The 19,996-nt window shown below is 61.2% G+C and carries 16 protein-coding genes; 10 read left to right on the forward strand and 6 right to left on the reverse strand.

Going from position 1 to position 19,996, the window contains the following annotated elements; genetic code table 11:
- A partial coding sequence (locus ACVWYU_RS27235) for a retention module-containing protein (RefSeq protein WP_457374159.1) occupies positions 1 to 3,326 on the reverse strand: 3,326 nt, incomplete at its 3' end.
- 595 nt (positions 3,327 to 3,921) lie between these two features.
- On the opposite strand from ACVWYU_RS27235, the gene ACVWYU_RS27240 reads away from it, so the two are divergent.
- Genes ACVWYU_RS27240 through ACVWYU_RS27250 form a run of 3 tightly spaced genes read left to right on the forward strand, consistent with a single transcriptional unit; the run spans position 3,922 to position 8,846 of the window.
- Positions 3,922 to 5,280 carry a TolC family outer membrane protein gene (locus ACVWYU_RS27240; RefSeq protein ID WP_457374160.1) on the forward strand — a complete coding sequence of 453 codons (1,359 nt, stop codon included), beginning with the start codon at positions 3,922 to 3,924 and terminating at the stop codon, positions 5,278 to 5,280.
- 17 nt (positions 5,281 to 5,297) lie between these two features.
- Positions 5,298 to 7,457, forward strand: coding sequence for a type I secretion system permease/ATPase (locus tag ACVWYU_RS27245; protein WP_457374161.1), 2,160 nt, complete (start codon positions 5,298 to 5,300; stop codon positions 7,455 to 7,457).
- Positions 7,458 to 7,466: 9 nt separating this feature from the next.
- Entirely contained in the window at positions 7,467 to 8,846 is a 1,380-nt protein-coding gene (locus ACVWYU_RS27250; protein ID WP_248916456.1) for an HlyD family type I secretion periplasmic adaptor subunit, read from the forward strand.
- 51 nt (positions 8,847 to 8,897) lie between these two features.
- On the opposite strand, the gene ACVWYU_RS27255 is transcribed toward ACVWYU_RS27250, so the two are convergent.
- Both ACVWYU_RS27255 and ACVWYU_RS27260 read right to left on the reverse strand, forming a co-directional pair.
- A complete protein-coding gene (locus ACVWYU_RS27255; protein WP_457374162.1) occupies positions 8,898 to 9,491 on the reverse strand; it encodes a tRNA-uridine aminocarboxypropyltransferase in 594 nt (197 codons plus the stop codon).
- A gap of 12 nt (positions 9,492 to 9,503) precedes the next feature.
- Entirely contained in the window at positions 9,504 to 10,400 is an 897-nt protein-coding gene (locus tag ACVWYU_RS27260) for a LysR family transcriptional regulator (RefSeq protein ID WP_090324399.1), read from the reverse strand.
- 370 nt (positions 10,401 to 10,770) lie between these two features.
- On the opposite strand from ACVWYU_RS27260, the gene speB reads away from it, so the two are divergent.
- From speB to ACVWYU_RS27290, 6 genes are all read left to right on the forward strand, one after another.
- Positions 10,771 to 11,721 (forward strand): agmatinase, encoded by a 951-nt coding sequence (gene speB / locus ACVWYU_RS27265; protein ID WP_090324401.1) that lies wholly within the window; start codon positions 10,771 to 10,773, stop codon positions 11,719 to 11,721.
- 9 nt (positions 11,722 to 11,730) lie between these two features.
- Entirely contained in the window at positions 11,731 to 12,153 is a 423-nt protein-coding gene (locus tag ACVWYU_RS27270; RefSeq protein ID WP_090324403.1) for a YybH family protein, read from the forward strand.
- A gap of 55 nt (positions 12,154 to 12,208) precedes the next feature.
- The gene (locus ACVWYU_RS27275) at positions 12,209 to 13,720 is read left to right on the forward strand and encodes a purine-cytosine permease family protein (RefSeq protein ID WP_457374163.1); all 1,512 of its coding nucleotides are present in this window, start codon (positions 12,209 to 12,211) and stop codon (positions 13,718 to 13,720) included.
- A gap of 190 nt (positions 13,721 to 13,910) precedes the next feature.
- The gene (locus tag ACVWYU_RS27280) at positions 13,911 to 15,290 is read left to right on the forward strand and encodes a sodium:solute symporter (RefSeq protein ID WP_247257929.1); all 1,380 of its coding nucleotides are present in this window, start codon (positions 13,911 to 13,913) and stop codon (positions 15,288 to 15,290) included.
- Between the two features lie 85 nt (positions 15,291 to 15,375).
- A complete protein-coding gene (locus ACVWYU_RS27285; protein ID WP_457374164.1) occupies positions 15,376 to 16,101 on the forward strand; it encodes an MBL fold metallo-hydrolase in 726 nt (241 codons plus the stop codon).
- A gap of 69 nt (positions 16,102 to 16,170) precedes the next feature.
- Entirely contained in the window at positions 16,171 to 16,422 is a 252-nt protein-coding gene (locus ACVWYU_RS27290) for a phosphopantetheine-binding protein (protein ID WP_248916460.1), read from the forward strand.
- A 142-nt stretch (positions 16,423 to 16,564) separates the two neighbouring features.
- On the opposite strand, the gene ACVWYU_RS27295 is transcribed toward ACVWYU_RS27290, so the two are convergent.
- Both ACVWYU_RS27295 and ptrR read right to left on the reverse strand, forming a co-directional pair.
- A complete protein-coding gene (locus ACVWYU_RS27295; protein ID WP_003184145.1) occupies positions 16,565 to 16,693 on the reverse strand; it encodes a PA1414 family protein in 129 nt (42 codons plus the stop codon).
- 139 nt (positions 16,694 to 16,832) lie between these two features.
- On the reverse strand, positions 16,833 to 17,726 hold the full coding sequence (ptrR, locus tag ACVWYU_RS27300; protein ID WP_247257926.1) for a putrescine utilization regulator PtrR: 894 nt from the start codon (positions 17,724 to 17,726) through the stop codon (positions 16,833 to 16,835).
- 103 nt (positions 17,727 to 17,829) lie between these two features.
- Between ptrR and ACVWYU_RS27305 the strand changes: the two genes are divergently transcribed.
- Positions 17,830 to 19,011: an MFS transporter gene (locus ACVWYU_RS27305; protein ID WP_457374165.1), complete on the forward strand. Its 1,182-nt coding sequence runs from the start codon at positions 17,830 to 17,832 to the stop codon at positions 19,009 to 19,011.
- Here ACVWYU_RS27305 and ACVWYU_RS27310 read toward each other — a convergent pair.
- On the reverse strand, positions 18,956 to 19,888 hold the full coding sequence (locus ACVWYU_RS27310) for a DMT family transporter (protein WP_457374166.1): 933 nt from the start codon (positions 19,886 to 19,888) through the stop codon (positions 18,956 to 18,958). The genes ACVWYU_RS27305 and ACVWYU_RS27310 overlap by 56 nt on opposite strands.
- Positions 19,889 to 19,996: the final 108 nt, after the last annotated feature.

Consider the following 19,996-nt stretch of genomic DNA (forward strand, 5'->3'; position numbering starts at 1 on the left):
TCACCGACTGAGGCCACATCGGCGTTGGCCTTCGGTACGTCGTCGACGATGTTGACCACGATGGTGCTGGTGGCCACGTTCCCCAGGGAGTCGGTAGCGTGGTAGGTGAAGGTCTCGGTCACCGTGTTCGGGCCGTCGTTGGCCTGCGGCGTGGTGTGCGCCGGGTTGGTCAGGGTGTAGGTGTAGGTGCCGTCGGGGTTGAGCTGGATCAGTCCGAAGTTGCCCTGGGCGCTGCCGACCAGGCTGTAGGTGAGCGCACCGCTGCCGCCGGTGACCGAGCCGACCAGGGTGCCGCTGGCGGTTTCGCCGGTATTACCCGGCTCGCTGCCGGTGGCATATCCGCCGCTCAGGTCCTGGCCGTCCTTGGTGAAGTCGAGGGCTTTTTCGAACACGGTCACGTCGTTGTCGCTGACCGCCTGGATACAGCTGTTGTGCACGTCGATGGTGATGGTGGTGGTGCTTTGATCGCCGTCGCCATCGCGCAGGGTGTAGGTGAAGGTGTCGGTCGCGCCGGGGCCGTTCACGCTGTTGGGGTAGCTGTGATATTCGGCGTTGCCGTGGGCATCGAGGGTCAGGTAGCCGTAGGTGCCGTTGATCTGGCTGTTGAGGCCGCCCACCACCGGGGTCGAGGTGTCCGAGCCGGCGCGCACGCCGACCACGCCGCCACCGACGGCCGGGCCATCCGCACCGCCGACGTCGTTTGCCAGCACGTTGCCGGTGATGATGCCGCCTTCGCCGACCGAGGCCACATCGGCGTTGGCCTTCGGTACGTCGTCGACGATGTTGACCACGATGGTGCTGGTGGCCACGTTCCCCAGCGAATCGGTGGCGTGGTAGGTGAAGGTTTCGGTCACCGTGTTCGGGCCGTCGTTGGCCTGCGGCGTGGTGTGCGCCGGGTTGGTCAGGGTGTAGGTGTAGGTGCCGTCGGGGTTGAGCTGGATCAACCCGAAGTTGCCCTGGGCGCTGCCGACCAGGGTGTAGGTCAGCGCGCCGCTGCCGCCGGTGACCGAGCCGACCAGGGTGCCGCTGGCGGTTTCCCCGGTGTTGCCCGGCTCGCTACCGGTGGCGTAACCGCCGCTCAGGTCCTGGCCGTCCTTGGTGAAGTCGAGGGCTTTTTCGAACACGGTCACGTCGTTGTCGCTGACCGCCTGGATACAGCTGTTGTGCACGTCGATGGTGATGGTGGTGGTGCTTTGATCGCCGTCGCCGTCGCGCAGGGTGTAGGTGAAGGTGTCGGTCGCGCCGGGGCCGTTCACGCTGTTGGGGTAGCTGTGGTATTCGGCGTTGCCGTGGGCGTCGAGGGTCAGGTAGCCGTAGGTGCCGTTGATCTGGCTGTTGAGGCCGCCGACCACCGGGGTCGAGGTGTCCGAGCCGGCGCGCACGCCGACCACGCCGCCACCGACGGCCGGGCCGTCCGCGCCGCCGACGTCATTCGCCAGCACGTTGCCGGTGACCACACCGCCCTCGCCGACCGAGGCCACATCGGCGTTGGCCTTCGGCACGTCGTCGACGATGTTGACGTTGATTTGCCCAGTCGCCGTGCTGCCGTCGGTGTCGGTAGCCACGACTGTAAAGTTCTCACTGATGCTGTTGGCACCGTTGGCATTCGGATGGGTGTCGCTGTAATTGAGGGTGTAGGTGTAACTCACCACGCCCGTCTCGGCGTTATAACCGGTGACGGTAAAGGTGGCGCCGGTGCCCGTGGTCGCCGACAGCGGGAAGCCCACCGGCACACCGCCGCTGACAATCGCGACGCCTTCCACGGTCAGGGTTTGCAGGCCGTCCGGTGCGTTGACGGTGAAGGTGCCGCTCTGGGTCAGCGCCGTATGGTCGGGACTGCTGCCGTAGGTGAGGTTTTTTTCGTAAACGGTCAGCTCGCCACCTTCAACATTCAGGCCGCCGATCGTGACCGGGTCGTCATTGTTGTGGACCTGCAAAACCAGATTGGCGGTGCTGGTGTCGCCGTCGGCATCAGTGAGGGTGTAGGTGAAGGTTTCGGTGCCGTTGCCACCGCCGTGCAGGGCTTTGAAATCGGCATCGTTGGAATTCAGGGTGTAGGTGTAGGTGCCGTTGGCGTTCAGCACCAGGGTGCCGTATGTGCCATTGAACGTACCGGGGGTGATCGGACCGCTGTTGGGGCCGGTAGGCACGCGGTCGGCACCTTGCACGTCGTTGGTCAGGACATTGCCACTCAAGGTCAGTTGCGTTTCCGAAGCGGTCAAATCATGGCTGTCGTCGACGGCTTTGGGCGTGTCATCGGTGATGTTGACGTCCAGCGACCCGGTTGCCGTGTCGCCATTGCTGTCGCTGGCCACTACAGTGAAGTGTTCACTGAGACTGGTGCCGTCCCCGCTCGCATGGTTTTCGTTGCCATTGAGCGTGTAGCTGTAACTCACCACACCAGTGACCGGGTTGTATCCGGTGACGGTCAGGGTGCTGCCCAGCGCTGTGGTAATCGACTGCGGAAAACCTGCGGCCACGCCGCCGGTGATCACGTTGATCCCGCCGATGCTCAGGCTGGTCAGCCCGTCGAGCGCCGTGACGGTGAAGGTGCCGTTCTGAGTCAGTGCAGCGGGATTGCTCGCCGAGCCATCGGCAAGGTTGGCTTCCTTGACGGTCAGTTCACCGCCCTCGACGGACAGGCCGTTGAGAGTGACCGGGTGATTGACGGGAGGTGTAACGTCCGGAGGCGTAACGACAGGCGGCGTAACATCCGGTGGCGTAACGACAGGCGGCGTGACGTCCGGTGGCGTAACGACAGGCGAAGTGATGACAGGCCCCGAGATGCCCGTGCCGTCTGTGCCATTGTTGATGTCGGCGTTGTGCCGCGCTTCGGGAAACTCGGGAATGCCATTGAAGCCGGCAGTCGGGAAGCCGATGGTCGGGTCGACCCGTCCTGCCACTTCTTCGAGCATGACAAAACTGTGGCCACCGCCCAGCGCCCCCCCGGCAGGCCCGGTCGAACCTGGACCGGCCGCCGTGGCCTCGGCGGTTTGCGTCGGGTCATCACCGGCAGCGATGGCCTTTTGCAGTTGCTCGACATCGGTGAGTTGCGCCTGGCTCGGCGTCATCGACTCATGGGTGTCCACCACATGGGGCGACTGATCGGCCAGCAACTGAGGGGTCATTTGCAGACTGCTGCCGCGACCGAGGGTCAGCTCATGGCCATTTTGCAAATGCACCGCCACTGCGCCTTCGGCCCCGGTATTCAGTTGATCGCCGGCGAACAACCGGTCCCCCTCGACCAGGACTCGACGCGTGCCGTCGCCCGCCACCGCGAACACCTGACCGATGACTTTACTGACGATACCGATGAGCGTAGCCATGTGCATTTCCTCCGCTGCCAACCGCTGTCGGCACCCTGTTTTATCGCGGAGAACATGCTCGATGGCTCAGGCGGGTTGCCTGGCGAATCATCTGCCGGTCAGCAGGTTTATCTGAATAAACCGCCGTCCTGGCGACCAACTCGCCCAGCGTAAAACTCACGGACATCGTTCGCGTATCCGGATAAACCCGTTTGCAATCAATGGCATCGGGATCCAAATCCGGCACAACCGGTCCTGCGAGCGCAGCGTAACGATCCTGAATCACACGAGTGACAAAAAACCGTCACCCCAGTCTGCTACGCGTCCCTCCCCTCCAGCACTTCTCCGTCCATTGTCGATAAGTGGATTGGAACTTTCCTCAAACCCCGAAGAGCGCCCTAAAGCTCATAAATCAAGGGCTTTCGCATTGAACAATGTGCTGGATTTTGCGGAGCGCATAAGTTTTTTTTGGCATAGGAATTATGAGAAATAGTTCTTAGCTCCTCCTCAGAATGTTCTTAGCTCTGTTGTTAAAAGCATGAAACGGTTTACCTATAAATGTCGTCAAATAATTGGCGACTGATAAAGAACCATCAGGAATCAGGGAGATGTACCCATGCGCCTCTTAACCCCCCTCTGCAGCGCGGTTTTGCTGGCCATGGCCTGCACTTCTCACGCTGATGCAATGTCCATGACCGAGGCGATCCAGAGCACCATCGCGACCCACCCTGAGCTGGCGTCGCGAGTAGACAGCCGTTTGTCGGCTGATGAAGACGTCAAGGTCGCCAAGGGAGGCTTTTATCCATCGGTAGACTTGAATGCCGCGTACGGGCGCGGGTACAGCGATAACACCAACACCCGGGCTTTAGGCAATCACCACACCGCAATCCTCAATTACACCCAATCGGAACTGCGCCTGCGGCAGATGCTCTTCGACGGCTTCAACACCGCCAACGAGGTCGAGCGCACCAAAGGCGTGGTCAACTCCCGGGCCTATTACGCCCAGGGCACCGCACAGGACCTGGCTCTGCGCACCATCGAGGTCTACCTCGAAGTGCTCAAGCGCCGCGAACTGGTGACACTGGCCAAGAACAACCTGCAAGCGCACTTGCGGGTCAATGACCAGATCGGCCTGCGCACCCAGCGCGGTGTCGGCAGCAACGCCGACGCTGACCAGTCCAGCGCACGCCGGGCATTGGCAGAGAACAACCTCGACACCGCCGAAGTCGACCTGGCCGATGCGGAGTCGAATTTCTACAGCGTCGTCGGACGCATGCCCGATGAGCTTGAAACACCACCCTCGACCCGCGGCGAAGTGCCTGCCTCGCTGCAGGAAGCCCAGCAAAGCATGGTGGACAACAACCCTTACCTGAAATCCGCCCAGGCTGACGTGCAATCGGCCGAAAGCCAGTACGAAGTGGCCAAGTCGCCGTTTTATCCGCGCCTCGATGCCGAAGCCGCGGTCGGCGCCAACAACAACATTGCAGGCGAAGAAGGCCATGACAACGAATGGCGTGTGGGCGTGGTGATGAACTACAACCTGTTCCGTGGCGGCAGCGACAAGGCCCGCCTGGCCAGCGATGCGCACAAGATCAATCAGGCGATGGACATCCGCAACAACGCCCTGCGCCAGCTCAACGAAAACATCCACCTGGCCTGGAACGCCATGGTCAACGCCAAGAAACAGACCCCGACCGCCCGTGAATACGCCGAGACCAGTAAACGCGTGCGAGTGGCCTATCAGGATCAGTTCGGCCTTGGCCAACGCACCCTGCTCGACCTGCTGGACAGTGAAAACGAGCTCTACAACGCCAACCGCCGCTACACCGAAGTTCGCTACACCGAGGAGTTTTCGATGTACCGTGTACTGGCGAGCATGGGCCAGTTACTGAGCAAACAGCGGGTGGTGCTGCCCGCCGATGCCGTCGCCCGGAACGAGGTGAAAAACCAAGCGCGTCTGCCTGAACTGAAGTAGTACCTGGAGCGACTAACTTGACCAGCATGGAACCCGGCAACATCGGTGTCGATCCGCGTCTGAGCTTCGATGACCCGCTTCTGGACGGTCTGTTGATCCTCTGCAAACTTCATGGCGCGACGGTCAGTCGCGCCAGCCTGAGTGCCGGGCTGCCAATGGCACACCAACGCCTGAGCCTGGACCTGCTGCCTCGCGCAGCGGCCCGGGCCGGATTGCAGGCGCGCTTGCTGCGTCGCAATCTCAATGACATCTCTGCGCTCAACTTGCCGGTGTTGCTGCTGCTCGACAACGGCCGCACTGCCGTTTTACGCCGCTACGGCGATGACGGTCGGGTGCTGATCCTGCCCAGCGAAGCCGACGGCGGCGAACAATGGATCAGCCCCAAGGAACTTGAAACACATTATTCCGGCCAGGCCTTGTTCGCCCGACCACGACATGAACTGGAAGAATTGCGCTCACCGCTGGTGCCCCGTGTACAGGCCTGGTTCCGCGACACCCTGAAGCTGTCGAAATGGCTGTACAGCGACGCCATCCTGGCGAGTTTCCTGATCAACCTGCTGGGCCTGATGGTGCCGCTGTTCGTGATGCAGACCTACGACCGCGTGGTGCCGAATCAGGCCACATCGACCTTGTGGGTGCTATCCATCGGTTTGCTGATCGGCACCGGATTCGAACTGGTGCTGCGGGTGGTGCGCGCGCATCTGCTGGACACCGCCGGGAAGAAAACCGATGTGATCCTCTCGGCGACCCTGTTCGAGCGCATCACCGGCATGTCGATGAAAGCGCGGCCGGCAACCATCGGTGGTTTTGCCCAGAGCATTCATGACTTCCAGGGCCTGCGGGAATTCCTCACGGCGGTCACGCTCACCAGCCTCATCGACCTGCCCTTCGTGGTGCTGATGCTGGTGGTGATCGGCCTGCTCGGTGGCTGGCTGGTAGTGATCCCGGTGCTGGCGTTTCCGATCACGATCATTTTCGCCATGGTAATCCAGAGGCGTCTGCGCGATACCGTGCAGAAGAGCCTCAGCCTCGGTGCCGAACGCCAGGCCCTGCTGATCGAAACCCTCGGAGGCCTGGAAACCCTCAAGGCCTGCAGCGCCGAAAGCGAGCGCCAGCACAAGTGGGAAAGCACCCACGGCGCCCTCACCCGCCTCGACAGCCATGCGCGTAACCTCTCGGCGCTGGCCACCAACGGCACGTTGTTCATCCAGCAGTTTTCCGGCATGGCGACCATCGTTGCCGGCGTCTACAGCATCATCGCCGGCAACCTCAGCGTGGGCGCACTGGTGGCCAGCTACATGCTCGGCAGCCGCGTGCTGGCGCCACTGGGCCAGATTGCCGGCTTGATTACGCGCTACCAGCAAGCACAGCTGACCATGAAAAGCACCGATGCGCTGATGTCACTGCCCCAGGAACGCGATGCCAAACAGCGGCCGCTGGAGCGCACGCAACTGCAAGGCGCCCTGGATGTCGTCGGCGTGACTTTCCACTACAACGGCCAGAACAATGCAGCGCTGGCCAATGTCAGCTTCAGCGTGAAGCCCGGCGAGCGGGTCGGCATCATCGGTCGCAGCGGCTCGGGCAAAAGCACCCTGGCGCGACTCGTCATGGGTTTTTACGAACCGGAGGAAGGCCAACTGCTGCTCGATGGCCTGGACTTGCGACAACTGGACGTCGCCGACCTGCGCCACCAGATCGGTTATGTCGCCCACGACCTGCCGCTGTTGGCCGGCAGCCTGCGCGATAACCTGACCCTGGGCGCACGCTACATCAGCGATTCACGCATGCTTGAAGTGGCCGAACTCACCGGCGTTACCGAACTGGCCCGGCAACACCCGCAAGGCTTCGACCGCCCTGTCGGCGAGCGTGGGCAGTTGCTTTCCGGCGGTCAGCGCCAGGCCGTGTTGCTGGCCCGGGCGTTGTTGCTCGACCCACCGATCCTGCTGCTCGACGAACCCACCAGCGCCATGGACAACAGCAGCGAAGACGCTCTGCGGCAAAAACTCCATGGCTGTGTCCAGGGCAAAACCGTGTTACTGGTCACCCATCGCACCTCGATGCTCAGCCTGGTCGATCGACTGGTAGTGCTGGACAACGGGCGGATCGTCGCCGACGGGCCCAAAGAAGCGGTCATCGATGCACTGCGCAAGGGCCGCGTCGGCTCTGCGGCCGTCTAGGAGCGACTCATGGCCCGTTCATCATCCGACAAGTCGCCTGCCCATTCGAAGCCGCGGGGTTACTTCGGCAGTTTCGCCAAGAGCGCCGAAAGCGAATTCATGCCGGAAACCGCCGGCGCTTCATTGCAGGATTCGCCGCGCTGGTCGCGGATCACCGTGTGGCTGGCGGCCGCCTTGCTGATCAGCGCATTGGTCTGGGCCAAATTCGCGGTGCTGCAGGAAGTCACCATGGGCGAAGGCAAGGCGATTCCATCGAGCAAGGTTCAGGTGATCCAGAACCTTGAAGGCGGCATCGTCACCGAAATTTTCGTGCGTGAAGGGCAAATGGTGAACAAGGGCGACACCTTGCTGCGCCTGGATGACACGCGTTATCTGTCGAACAAGGGCGAAAGCGAGGCTGATCGCTATGCACTGACCGCACAGGTCGAACGCCTGTCGGCGGAGGCTGAAGGCCGGCCGTTCAAGCTGTCGGACGAAGTGATCGCCAAGGCGCCGCAGGTGGCTGAAGACGAACGTTCGCTGTATGAACAACGGCAACGTCGACTGGCCAGCGAACAACGGACGCTGACGGAACAACTCCGGCAAAAAACCCAGGAACTGGCGGAATTCCGCTCGAAACAGGGACAGTACAGCTCAAGCCTGGCACTGCTGCAGCAAGAGATGAACATGTCCACGCCGCTGGTGGGCACCGGCGCGGTGTCACCGGTGGAGATCCTGCGCCTCAAACGCAGCGCGGTGGAGATTCGCGGCTCGCTGAACGCCACCACCCTGGCCATTCCCCGCGCCGAATCGGCGATCAACGAAATCAAGAGCAAGATTGACGAGTCCGAACAAACCTTCCGTTCGGAAGCCGCCAAGGAGCTGAATGAGAAACGTACCGACCTGTCGAAAATCACCGCATCGAGCATTGCCATCGACGACCGAGTGACCCGCACTACGGTGGTCTCGCCGGTTCACGGGATTATCAAAACGCTGAAGGTCAATACCATCGGCGGCGTGGTCCAGCCGGGCAACGACATAGTGGAAATCGTGCCTCTGGAAGACAACCTGCTGATCGAGGCCAAGGTCCGGCCCCAGGACGTGGCGTTCCTGCATCCGGGCCAGAAAGCCATGGTCAAGTTCAGCGCCTACGACTACACCATCTACGGCGGCCTGAGCGCGAAGCTGGAATTGATCAGCGCCGACACCATCACCGACGACAAGGGCAACAGCTTCTATCTGATTCAGGTGCGTACCGACAAAAACCACTTGGGCGGGGATGCCAAACCGCTGTTGATCATTCCGGGGATGGTGGCAACGGTGGATATCATCACCGGGGAGAAAAGTGTGCTGGATTACCTGCTCAAACCGGTGCTCAAAGCGCGGACCGAGGCGATGCGCGAAAGGTAGATTTGACTCATTCCCTGTGGCGAGGGGGCAAGCCCCCCTCGCCACAAATGATCATCCGCCGTGATTCTTCTGGTAAGTATCCTCCCCCATCGCCGCAATCTGCCCCTCGATCAACGCTTCGAACGGCCTGAGCAATTGCCCGAACGACGTCGGTGCCTCTAGGGTTTCCAGCGCCTGGACAATCGCCTCAATCGTCGACAACGCTCCAGGCCCCGGGGCCTTGCGCAGCCGGTAGCGGGACACTCCCCCCTCGGCCAGGGTCACCCTCGGCAACGCCGCCAGCAGCGGGTTGAGGTGCAATAGCTTGCGTGCCTTGCGCCAGGTGCCATCCGGAACCACAAGCAATATCGGCTCATCGGAGCCGGCACAGGCATGCAACGGCAGTGCGTCTTCAGCAGGAAACAGCAACCGCGCCTTATACCCCGGTTGATTCAACAGCGCCGGCAGATCCTCGAAGACCTCACCGACGATCAGTTCGGCATTGCTCAAACCCAACGCGGCCAGGCGCGCGGTGTTCAGCGCATGGTTCACCTCACTCGGGTGCTGCAGCAACAACACACGGGTGCGGCTGTCGAGACGGGGGATCAGCGGGCACAGGCAATGGCTTTGCGGACGCAGGCAGCGGGAACATTGAATTCTGGGCATCGCGACGGCTCCTTAAGCGGCCTGGTTGAGCTGCGCTTTGAGCAAGTCGCGGAAGGTCTGGATCAGCGGCTCGCGGCTGCGTCCACGGCGCACGATCATCGAGAATGGCGCCTGATAGCCGAAGGTCGCTGGCAGCAGCACCCGCAAGTCGCCCTTGTCCGCCCAGGCCTGGGCGTAATGCTCGGGCAAGTAACCGATGTAGGCGCCGGACAGCACCAGGATCAACTGCGCTTCCATACTCTCCACGGTGGCGGCGCTGTGCTTGAAGCCGTGCCGCGCCAGCTCGGCCTGGCTCCAGTAACCGCGACCGACCATGCGTTGTTGGGTGATGACCTGCTCGGGGATACGCCGCTCATTGAACAACGGGTGCCGGGTACTGCAATACAACCAGTGCTGTTCGCGGTAAAGCGGCATGTACACCAGGCCGCTCATGCGCGTGGAGAACGCGCCGATGGCCAGGTCGAGACGGTTGTCCTGCACGCCGAGTTGCAGTTCGTAGGGGCTCATGACCGACAAATGCAGATGCACTGCCGGGTGTTCCTGGCTGTAGGCGCCAATGGCTTCGGCGAACGGCAGGGCCTTGTCGCTGACGGTGGAGTCGATCACCCCCAGGTTCAGCGTCCCGCGCAACTCGCCCTTGAGCGCGGCAGCATATTGTTCGAAGCCTTCCAGCTCGCCCAGTAATCGCAAGGTTTCCTGATGAAACAGCTCACCCTTGCTGGTGAGGCTGAAACCGCCACGGCCGCGATGGCACAGCACCAGTCCCAGCGCCGCTTCGAGCTGACTCATGTAGGTGCTGATGGCCGACGTCGAGAGATTGAGCTCTTGCTGGGCGTTGGCGAAGCCTTGATGACGCACTACGCTGACGAAAATGCGCAATAGTTTCAGGTCGGGTAAAGCGTTGGCCATGAAGGGCTCCATTTGCAAGGCAGTGCATGTTGCTTTTGTGGCGAGGGAGCTGGCTCCCGTTTGGTCGATCCGCGTCCGGACGCAGCAGTCCTGAAATCTGACGGTGCAGTGCATCTGACTCATGAGGGTGAATGTTTTGGGGCCGCTTCGCAGCCCAGCGGGAGCAGGCTCCCTCGCCACAGAATGCTGCGCACGGCATAAAGTCTATCTCGGCCTTTGCCGTTAGTTTAGAAAAATCTGAACTAAGTATTTGCCCGTAGCGATTCTTCCCCGCCACTACATTTCGCAGAATCAACTCCCAGCGGTGCCCGTGCCTACTGTGGGACGGTGTATCCGACATAAATAAAACAACGACGATGAGGCCCTACCCGTGGAAAAGATTCTTCACCAACCACTGGGCGGCAACGAAATGCCGCGCTTCGGCGGCATCGCCACCATGATGCGACTCCCCCATTTGGAAACTGCTGCCGGCCTGGATGCTGCCTTCGTTGGCGTCCCGCTGGACATCGGCACTTCGCTGCGCCCTGGTACCCGTTTCGGGCCTCGCGAAATTCGTGCCGAATCGGTCATGATTCGCCCGTACAACATGGCGACCGGCGCTGCACCGTTCGACTCGCTGTCGGTGGCCGACATCGGCGACATTGCGATCAACACGTTCAACCTGCTGGATGCCGTACGGATCATCGAAGAGTCCTACGACAATATCCTTGAACACGGTGTAATCCCGCTGACCCTGGGCGGCGATCACACGATCACCTTGCCGATCCTGCGTGCCATCCACAAAAAGCACGGCAAGGTCGGCCTGGTGCACATCGACGCTCACGCCGATGTGAACGATCACATGTTCGGCGAGAAAATCGCCCACGGCACCACCTTCCGTCGCGCCGTTGAAGAGGGCCTTCTGGACCCGGATCGCGTTGTGCAAATCGGCCTGCGCGCCCAGGGCTACACCGCTGATGACTTCAACTGGAGCCGTAACCAGGGTTTCCGCGTGGTCCAGGCCGAAGAGTGCTGGCACAAATCCCTGGAACCGCTGATGGCCGAAGTTCGCGAAAAAGTCGGCAACGGTCCGGTTTACCTGAGCTTTGACATCGACGGCATCGACCCGGCCTGGGCGCCAGGTACCGGCACCCCGGAAATCGGCGGTCTGACCACCATTCAGGCGATCGAGATCGTTCGTGGCTGCCAAGGCCTCGACCTGGTCGGTTGCGATCTGGTAGAAGTCTCGCCCGCTTATGACACCACCGGCAACACCTCGCTGCTGGCCGCCAACCTGCTGTACGAAATGCTCTGCGTACTGCCAGGCGTGGTCCACCGCTAAGGATTGACCGTGAACCAACGTGATCAGGTTTTGAAAGCCGCCGCCGATCTGGTGTCGGCATTTGCCCGTAACGATCGCGAAGCCTACTTCGGCGCGTTCAGCGCCGATGCCAGCTTTGTCTTCTACACCCTCGAACAACCCCTGCTGTCGCGCGATGCCTATCAGGCATTGTGGGACAGCTGGCGTGCCGAGGTCGGCTTCGAGGTGATTTCGTGCACCTCGAGCAACGCCTTCGTCAGCCTGCAAGGTGACGTGGCGATTTTCATTCATGACGTAGCCACCGAACTGCGCATGCAAGGGGAACAGCACTTTAGCCAGGAGCGCGAGACGATTGTTTTCAAGAAACAAGCGTCTGGCCAAGAACAACAAGGCCAATGGCTAGCCTGTCACGAACATTTGTCCGCGATGCCGGAAGGGCTGCCAACCCCTTAGCCAACATGGGTGACACTCACACACGATGAGTGCGCCTTAATGATCGGAGCAGATCATGAATAAAAACAACAACGACCAAAGCCTTACACAAATTGAAACCTACGGGGTCGAACAGATCCCGGACAACGAACGCACCGCGGGCCCGACGGACTTGTTCCGGATGATCTTCGGTGGTTCCAACACCTTCGCCACTGCCGTACTCGGCAGTTTCCCGGTGCTGTTCGGCCTGTCTTTTCAGGCTGGGGTCTGGGCGATTGTGCTGGGCGTGTTGCTGGGTTCGCTGATCCTTGCGCCAATGGGCCTGTTCGGCCCGATCAATGGCACCAACAACGCCGTGTCTTCCGGTGCGCACTTCGGCGTGCACGGGCGGATCGTTGGTTCGTTCCTGTCATTGCTGACCGCCATCGCCTTCTTCTCGCTCTCGGTGTGGAGTTCGGGTGATGCGCTGATCGGTGGCGCCAAGCGCCTGATCGGCCTTCCGGAAACCGACCTGACCCTGGGCCTTGCCTACGGTCTGTTCGCGGTTCTGGTGCTGACCGTTTGCATCTACGGTTTCCGCTTCCTGCTGTGGGTCAACAAGATCGCGGTGTGGAGCGCCAGCCTGCTGTTCCTGCTGGGCGCCTTCGCCTTCGCCGGTCCTTTCGATGTGAACTACGCCGGCACCGTCAACATGGGTCAGCCAGGTTTCTGGGCGGCTTTCATCGGTGCGGCACTGGTAGCCATGAGCAACCCGATTTCCTTCGGTGCGTTCCTCGGCGACTGGTCGCGCTACATCCCGCGTGAAACCTCCAAGCGCCGGATCATGGCGGCGGTGGTGATTTCGCAGATCGCGACCTTCATTCCGTTCCTGTTCGGCCTGGCCACCGCCACCATCGTAGCGATCAAGGCACCGGACTACATCGCGGCCAACAACTACGTCGGCGGTCTGCTGGCGGTCTCGCCGAGCTGGTTCTTCCTGCCGGTGTGCCTGATCGCGGTGATTGGCGGCATGTCCACCGGCACCACGTCGCTCTACGGCACCGGCCTGGACATGTCCAGTGTGTTCCCGCGGGTACTGTCGCGGGTCAAGGCCACGCTGCTGATCGGTGTGATGTCGATTGCCTTCATCTTCATCGGGCGCTTTGCGGCGAACCTGGTGCAGAGCGTGTCGACCTTCGCCGTGCTGATCATCACCTGCACCACCCCATGGATGGTGATCATGATCATCGGCCTGCTGGTGCGTCGCGGCTTCTACTGCCCGGATGACCTGCAAGTGTTCACCCGCGGCGAGAAAGGCGGTCGTTATTGGTTCAGCCACGGCTGGAACTGGCGTGGTTTGGGTGCATGGATTCCAAGCGCGGCCGTTGGCCTGTGCTTTGTGAACCTGCCGGGGCAGTTTGTCGGTCCGCTGGGCAACCTGGCTGATGGTATCGACATCAGCTTGCCAGTCACCCTGGGCCTGGCCTCACTGGTGTACCTGGCATTGCTGAGCCTGTTCCCGGAATCGGCTGCGGTGTTCGGGCCGAATGATCCACGCAGCAAAAGAGCGGGCTCGCTCGCAAAACCGGCGGCACGACAAGCCGCCTGACTCAACGCATTACCTGTGGTCAACACATGACCTGTGGGGGCGTGGCTTGCCCGCGAAGAACGATGACACGGTCTGCCTGACAGACCGCGGCGCCCTCATCGCGGGCAAGCCACGCTCCCACAGGAACAGGTGGCTCCACAGGGATTGATTTCAGTTCCACCATAAAAAAGACAATCGGAGACACGCCATCATGGCATTGGATTTATTCGTCGTTCTCATCTATGCCGCCGCGATGCTGCTTCTCGGCTATTACGGCATGCGCAAGGCTAAGACCAACGAAGACTTTTTGGTCGCAGGTCGCAACCTCGGCCCGAGCCTGTACATGGGCACCATGGCCGCTACCGTTCTCGGCGGCGCCTCCACCGTGGGCACCGTGCGTCTGGGTTACGTACATGGCATTTCCGGCTTCTGGCTGTGCGCCGCACTGGGTTGCGGGATCGTCGCGCTGAACCTGTTCCTCGCCAAACCGCTGCTGAAACTGAAGATCTACACCGTTACCCAGGTGCTGGAGAAGCGCTACAACCCGATGGCCCGCTCCGCGAGCGCGGCGATCATGCTGGCGTACGCACTGATGATCGGCGTGACCTCGATCCTGGCCATCGGCACCGTATTGCAAGTGTTGTTCGGCCTGCCGTTCTGGGTGTCGGTACTGCTGGGCGGTGGCGTGGTGGTGATCTACTCGGCCATTGGCGGCATGTGGTCCCTGACCCTGACCGACATCGTCCAGTTCGTGATCAAGACCGTCGGCCTGATGTTCATCCTGCTGCCAATCTGCCTGTACCGCGTGGGCGGCTGGGATGAGTTGGTGTTGAAACTGCCGGCGGCAAGCTTCAGCTTCACCACCATCGGCTGGGACACCATCATCACCTACTTCATGATCTACTTCTTCGGCATCCTGATCGGTCAGGACATCTGGCAACGGGTGTTCACCGTCAAGACCGCGAAAGTCGCTCAGGTCGCAGGTACGGCTGCCGGCATCTACTGCATCATCTACGGTCTGGCCTGTGCCTTGATCGGTATGGCTGCACACGTCTTGATCCCGAACCTGGACAACGTCAACAACGCCTTCGCCGCCATCGTCAAACTGTCCCTGCCGGACGGGATCCGTGGCCTGGTGATTGCTGCAGCGCTGGCTGCCATGATGTCCACCGCCAGCGCCGGCCTGCTCGCCGCTGCCACCACCCTGACCGAAGACCTGCTGCCGAAACTGCGCGGCGGTAAACAGTCGAGCCTGGGCATGAACCGTCTGGTGACCCTGCTGACCGGTGTGGTGGTATTGGGTATCGCCCTGGTCGTGAACGACGTGATCAGCGCCCTGACCCTGGCGTACAACCTGTTGGTAGGCGGCATGCTGATCCCGTTGATCGGTGCGATTTTCTGGAAACGCGCGACCACCGCCGGCGCCATCGCCAGCATGGGCCTGGGCTTCGCCACTGCCCTGCTGTTCATGGTCAAGGATGGTCTGGACGCCAACACCCCGATCTACTACAGCCTCGGCGTAGGCCTGGTGAGCTTCGTGATTGTCAGCCTGATGTCCCGTCGCCAAGTGACAGTGGCAAGCGCCGCCTAAGCTGAATATAACGACTTGATGCTTTCTTCGGCGGGTGTGGCGTCGGTTGCCACACCCGTTTTTTTTCGTCTGGAGAAAACCTTTGATGAAAATTGTTTCTCGCGATCAGTGGTTCGAAGTCAAACAGTTCAGTGACGGCATCCGCCTGATTCACGAGCCGTTCATCCGGCCCTTCTACCGTTGCAACCTCTGGCACATCCAGGGCCGGAACAAGGACCTGCTGCTGGACAGCGGCTCAGGGCTGGTCAGTCTGCGCGAGCAGTTGCCGTGGATCACCGAGCGGCCGTTGGTGGCAGTGGCCAGTCATTGCCATTTCGATCACATCGCCGGTCATCACGAATTCCCCGAGCGCCTGGTGCATCCCGCCGAAGCGGACATCCTCGCCGCACCGGACGGCGAAAACGACTTGAGCAGGGCTTTCGTCGGTGACGATATGTTCGAGGCGCATCCGGACTGCCCGCTTTGCTACGCCGAGTACAGCGTCAAGGCCGCACCGGCCACGGGTTTTGTCGAAGACGGAGATGTGCTGGATCTGGGCAATCGGGTATTGCAGGTCGTGCACACGCCAGGGCACTCGCCGGGCGGCATCTGCCTGTACGAAGCGGCGACCGAGACCCTGTTCAGCGGCGACATCATTTATGACGGCCCCTTGATCGAAGACGCCTACCATTCCAACCTCGATGACTACGCGCGCAGCCTGCAACGCTTGCGCTGCCTGCCGATCCGCACGGTGCATGGCGGCCATTTCGGCAGTTTCTCCGGGGAGCATTTGCGCCACATGATTGACGAGTGGCAGCGCTGTCACGGCTGAAGCCTGCTGTACTCCTCTTCAGGACAGTCAACGCAGGGACAACAACGATAACGCCCTCGAAGAACCATCATGAAAAAAGCTGCCGTTCGTGCCGCAGTGCATCACTTCATCAGCCGTCTGCTGGAGAGTCAGGATGACTTCGACGACAACGCCAGCCTGGCGCAGTTGGGATTGGATAAAGCGGATATCGAAGAGTTGATCTTCCATCTGGAAGACGAGTTTGGCTTGACGGCGTTCACCGCCGAGGAGGACCGACTGCTCAAGACTGCCCGGACGGTGAAAGACTTGAGTCGGTTTTTGCTGGAGATTGGCAGACATTAGCGATCATGATCGCCGTTTGCCCCCATCCGTACGCGCCCCTGCAGGAGCAAAGTTGCTCGCGAAAAACTTACAGGCGACGCGCAGTTCAAAACAACCAGCGTTATCGTTAACGTCCATCGCGAGCGGGTTCGCTCTTACAGGATTAGCGGCGACGCGGCTGGCGACGGCGTTGTTCGTCGTCCGTGCGAATTGGCACAGGTTGCAGAGGCGGTTCGATCAAACCGAGTGCGACACCCAGGTCATGCAGCCAGTTCTGAATTTTCTCTTTCATGATGCCCCCTTCAGGGTAGTGCCGAGCGGCCGGAATTCTGTAGCCCCTTCGCACTGATAATAGTCTGAAGTGCTGTGCAATGCTCAACCAAATTGGCAATGATCTGTTACTGAATCGATCACAATTGACCAATATCAACTTATGCCATCGCACGCGCCTGAACTTGCGCCGACGGATACACCGCCTCTTGCTGTTCGATCCACGCATTCAGGTTGGCCCCGACCATGCCCTTGCGCCACATCAGCCAAGTGGTTGCCGTGGCAAACGGCTCGGCCAGCGGGTGTACCGCCACGCTTTCACGGCCTGGCAGGCTGGCGAGCATCGACTCCGACATCAGCGCCACTCCGGAACCGGCAATCACGCACGCCAGCATCCCCGGATAGGACTCGATCTCCATGGCCCGGCCCATCGCCGCGTGATCGTGGGAAAACCAGGCCTCCAGGCGCATCCGGTAAGAGCAGCCCTGACGAAAGGTGAACACCGAACGCCCTTCCACATCTCGCGCACTGAGCACCGGTGGGTGGTCCGCCTCGCTGATCAGCACCAGTCGCTCCTCGCACAACAGCACACCGTCGAGCCCCGCCAGTTCCGGCGGACCGTCCACCAGCGCCGCATCGAGCCGACCGGTCAGCAAGCCTTCCAGCAATTCGCCGCTGGGCCCGGACTGCACCTGAAGGTTCACCGCCGGGTAGGTTCGGTGATAGCGCGCCAAAAGTGCCGGAAGGTGAATGGCAGCGGTGCTGTACATGGTGCCGAGCACGAAGTCGCCGGCCGGTTGCCCGCCCTGTACGGCAGCGTGAGCCTCATCATGCAAGGCAAACAACTTGGTGGTGTAGTCCAGCAGGACTTTTCCCGCAGGCGATAATTGCAAACGCTGACGCTCGCGCAGGAACAGTTCGACCCCCAGTTGCTCTTCCAGCTGTTTAAGCCGGGTCGACAGGTTGGACGGTACCCGGTGCAGGCGTTCGGCGGCACGAGTGATGGACTCTTCCTCCGCCACCGCCTGGAAAATCCGCAATTGACTGAATTCCACGCCATTCTCCAAACAAGAACAAGTTACTCACTATTATTCATTTTTAAAGAAAGTCAATCGATCCTAGCCTGACGGTCATTGATCCTCAGCTGGAACTCATGCCATGTCTCCCTTCATTCGCTTGCTTGCCTGTTTTGTCGCTCTAATGATGGCCATGGGCATTGGCCGTTTTGCCTTGACGCCGCAACTGCCGCATTTACTCAGCGAAGGCCAGATCGACCTGACCGCCGCCGGATTGATTGCCGCCGCCAATTACCTGGGCTACTTCGTCGGCGCCGTGGACGCGATGCTGTCCCGTCGTGCCGATCAAGTCCGCCGTCGCCTGTTGGGCGGTTTGTGGCTCTGTGTGTTGCTGACCCTGGCGTCGTTCTGGGCCAACGGGTTCTGGTCGCATCTGTTGCTGCGTTTCGGCACCGGCGTGGCCAGTGCCTGGGTATTGGTGATGATTACCGCGCTGAGCCAGCCACTGGCGGCTGCCGCCGGGCGACCGCGGCTCGGCGCCGTGGTATTTGCCGGACCGGGTCTGGGGATTTTCCTGACCGGGGTGCTGGCGCTGATCGCGAACCTCCTGGGCCAGACTTCCGCCACGTTGTGGCTGGTGTATGCCGCCGTTGCCCTGTTGATGTTGTTGGGGGTTTTGCGCTTCCTGCCGCAGCCGGGCGTGGCCGTGCCCGCCTCTGAAAGCGTTGTCAGCACGGGTAATCGAGGCATCGGCCGTTTAGGCGTGGTCTATGGACTGTACGGTCTGGGCTACATCATCCCGGCCACTTTCCTGTCGCAAATGGCCAGCGCGCAGTTCCACGGGCAGTGGCAGGCCGATCTGTTCTGGCCTTGCTTCGGCCTGGCAGCGGCGATTGGCGTGGTGTTGGTGAGTCTGCGCCGACAAGCGGCCAATACCACGCGTCACTGGCTGACCCTGACCTTATGGATGCAAGCCGCCGGGGTCTTCGCTTGCCTGCTGGGCAACGGTCCGGGACTCGCGCTAGGGGTGATCTTGTGTGGCACCCCGTTCCTGGCCTGCATGCAACTGGTGATGCAGCGTTCCCGGGAACTGGCGCCCCACGCCAGCCAACGCAATGCCGGGCTGCTGACCGCGTGCTTTGCCGCAGGCCAGCTCAGCGGGCCTTTACTGGCGGCATTGAGCAGCCATTTCAGCGGTGGTTTGCAACCTGCGCTGGTGATCGCCGGCAGTGGCTTGCTGCTGGCCGGCGGGTTGCTCCTGAGCCCGGTCAGTGCTGGCCAAGCGCTTTGCGCAAACGGCGACGCACCCACTGCTCAGCGCTGACAAAGGTGATGCCCAGCAGCACCAGAACCGCGCCGATCACGAAGTTGAGGCTCAGTTTTTCGCCCAGCAACACCACACCGAACGTGACACCGAACAACGGCGTCATGAACGAGAAGACTGCCAGGTTCGCCGCCAGATACCGGCGCAACAGCCAGAACCAGGTCAGATAGCTGAAGAACGACACCACCACGCCTTGAAACAGCACACTGGTCACTGCCACGGTGGTCAGGCTGACGTGGGTGATCTGGCCGCTGAGCAGCGCGATCAACAGAAGGCCGACAAAGCCGACGATCAACTGATAGAACAGGGTCAGGGTCACGGGGGCTTCCGACAGCCGCGAAGCACGCACCACCACCGTGGTGGCGCCCCAGGCGGCACCCGCCAATACACCCAGCGCATCACCCATCAGCATGCGGTGATCGAGGTTGGCCCAGGACACGCCACCGGCAAACGCTATGGCGATGCCGACGAAGGCGAGGAAGATCCCCAGCCATTGCACAGGTCTTAACCGCTCGCTCGGCAATAACCAATGCACACCCAGCGCGGTAAAAATCGGCGCGGTGTAGAGGAACACCGACATATGGGCCGCCGTGGTCAGTTGCAGGCCTTCGGAAATGAAGAAAAACTCCAGGCCAAACAGTGCGCCGGCCAACACGCCGCCGCGCCAGGTGGTGCCGACTTGATCCCAACCGCCCTTCCAGCAGATCAACAACCCAACGAGCAACGCGGACATGCCCGAACGCCCCGCTGCCTGCATGACTGGCGCAATGTCAGGTGCCGCCCACTTGATCATCACCTGCTGAACGCCCCAGATCAGGCACAAGCCCAGCATCACTTGCAGGGCAAATCCATCGGCGCTACGCCGAGTGACGCTCACAGCAAGACCTCGAAAACGACATAGAACATGGCAGTGACTCGACAGTAAAAGCAAAGCCCCGCCCCGCTTGCTGAACAAGCGGTGTCGGGGCGAAAAATGATGCTGTCG

Source organism: Pseudomonas sp. TE12234, from assembly GCF_054061835.1.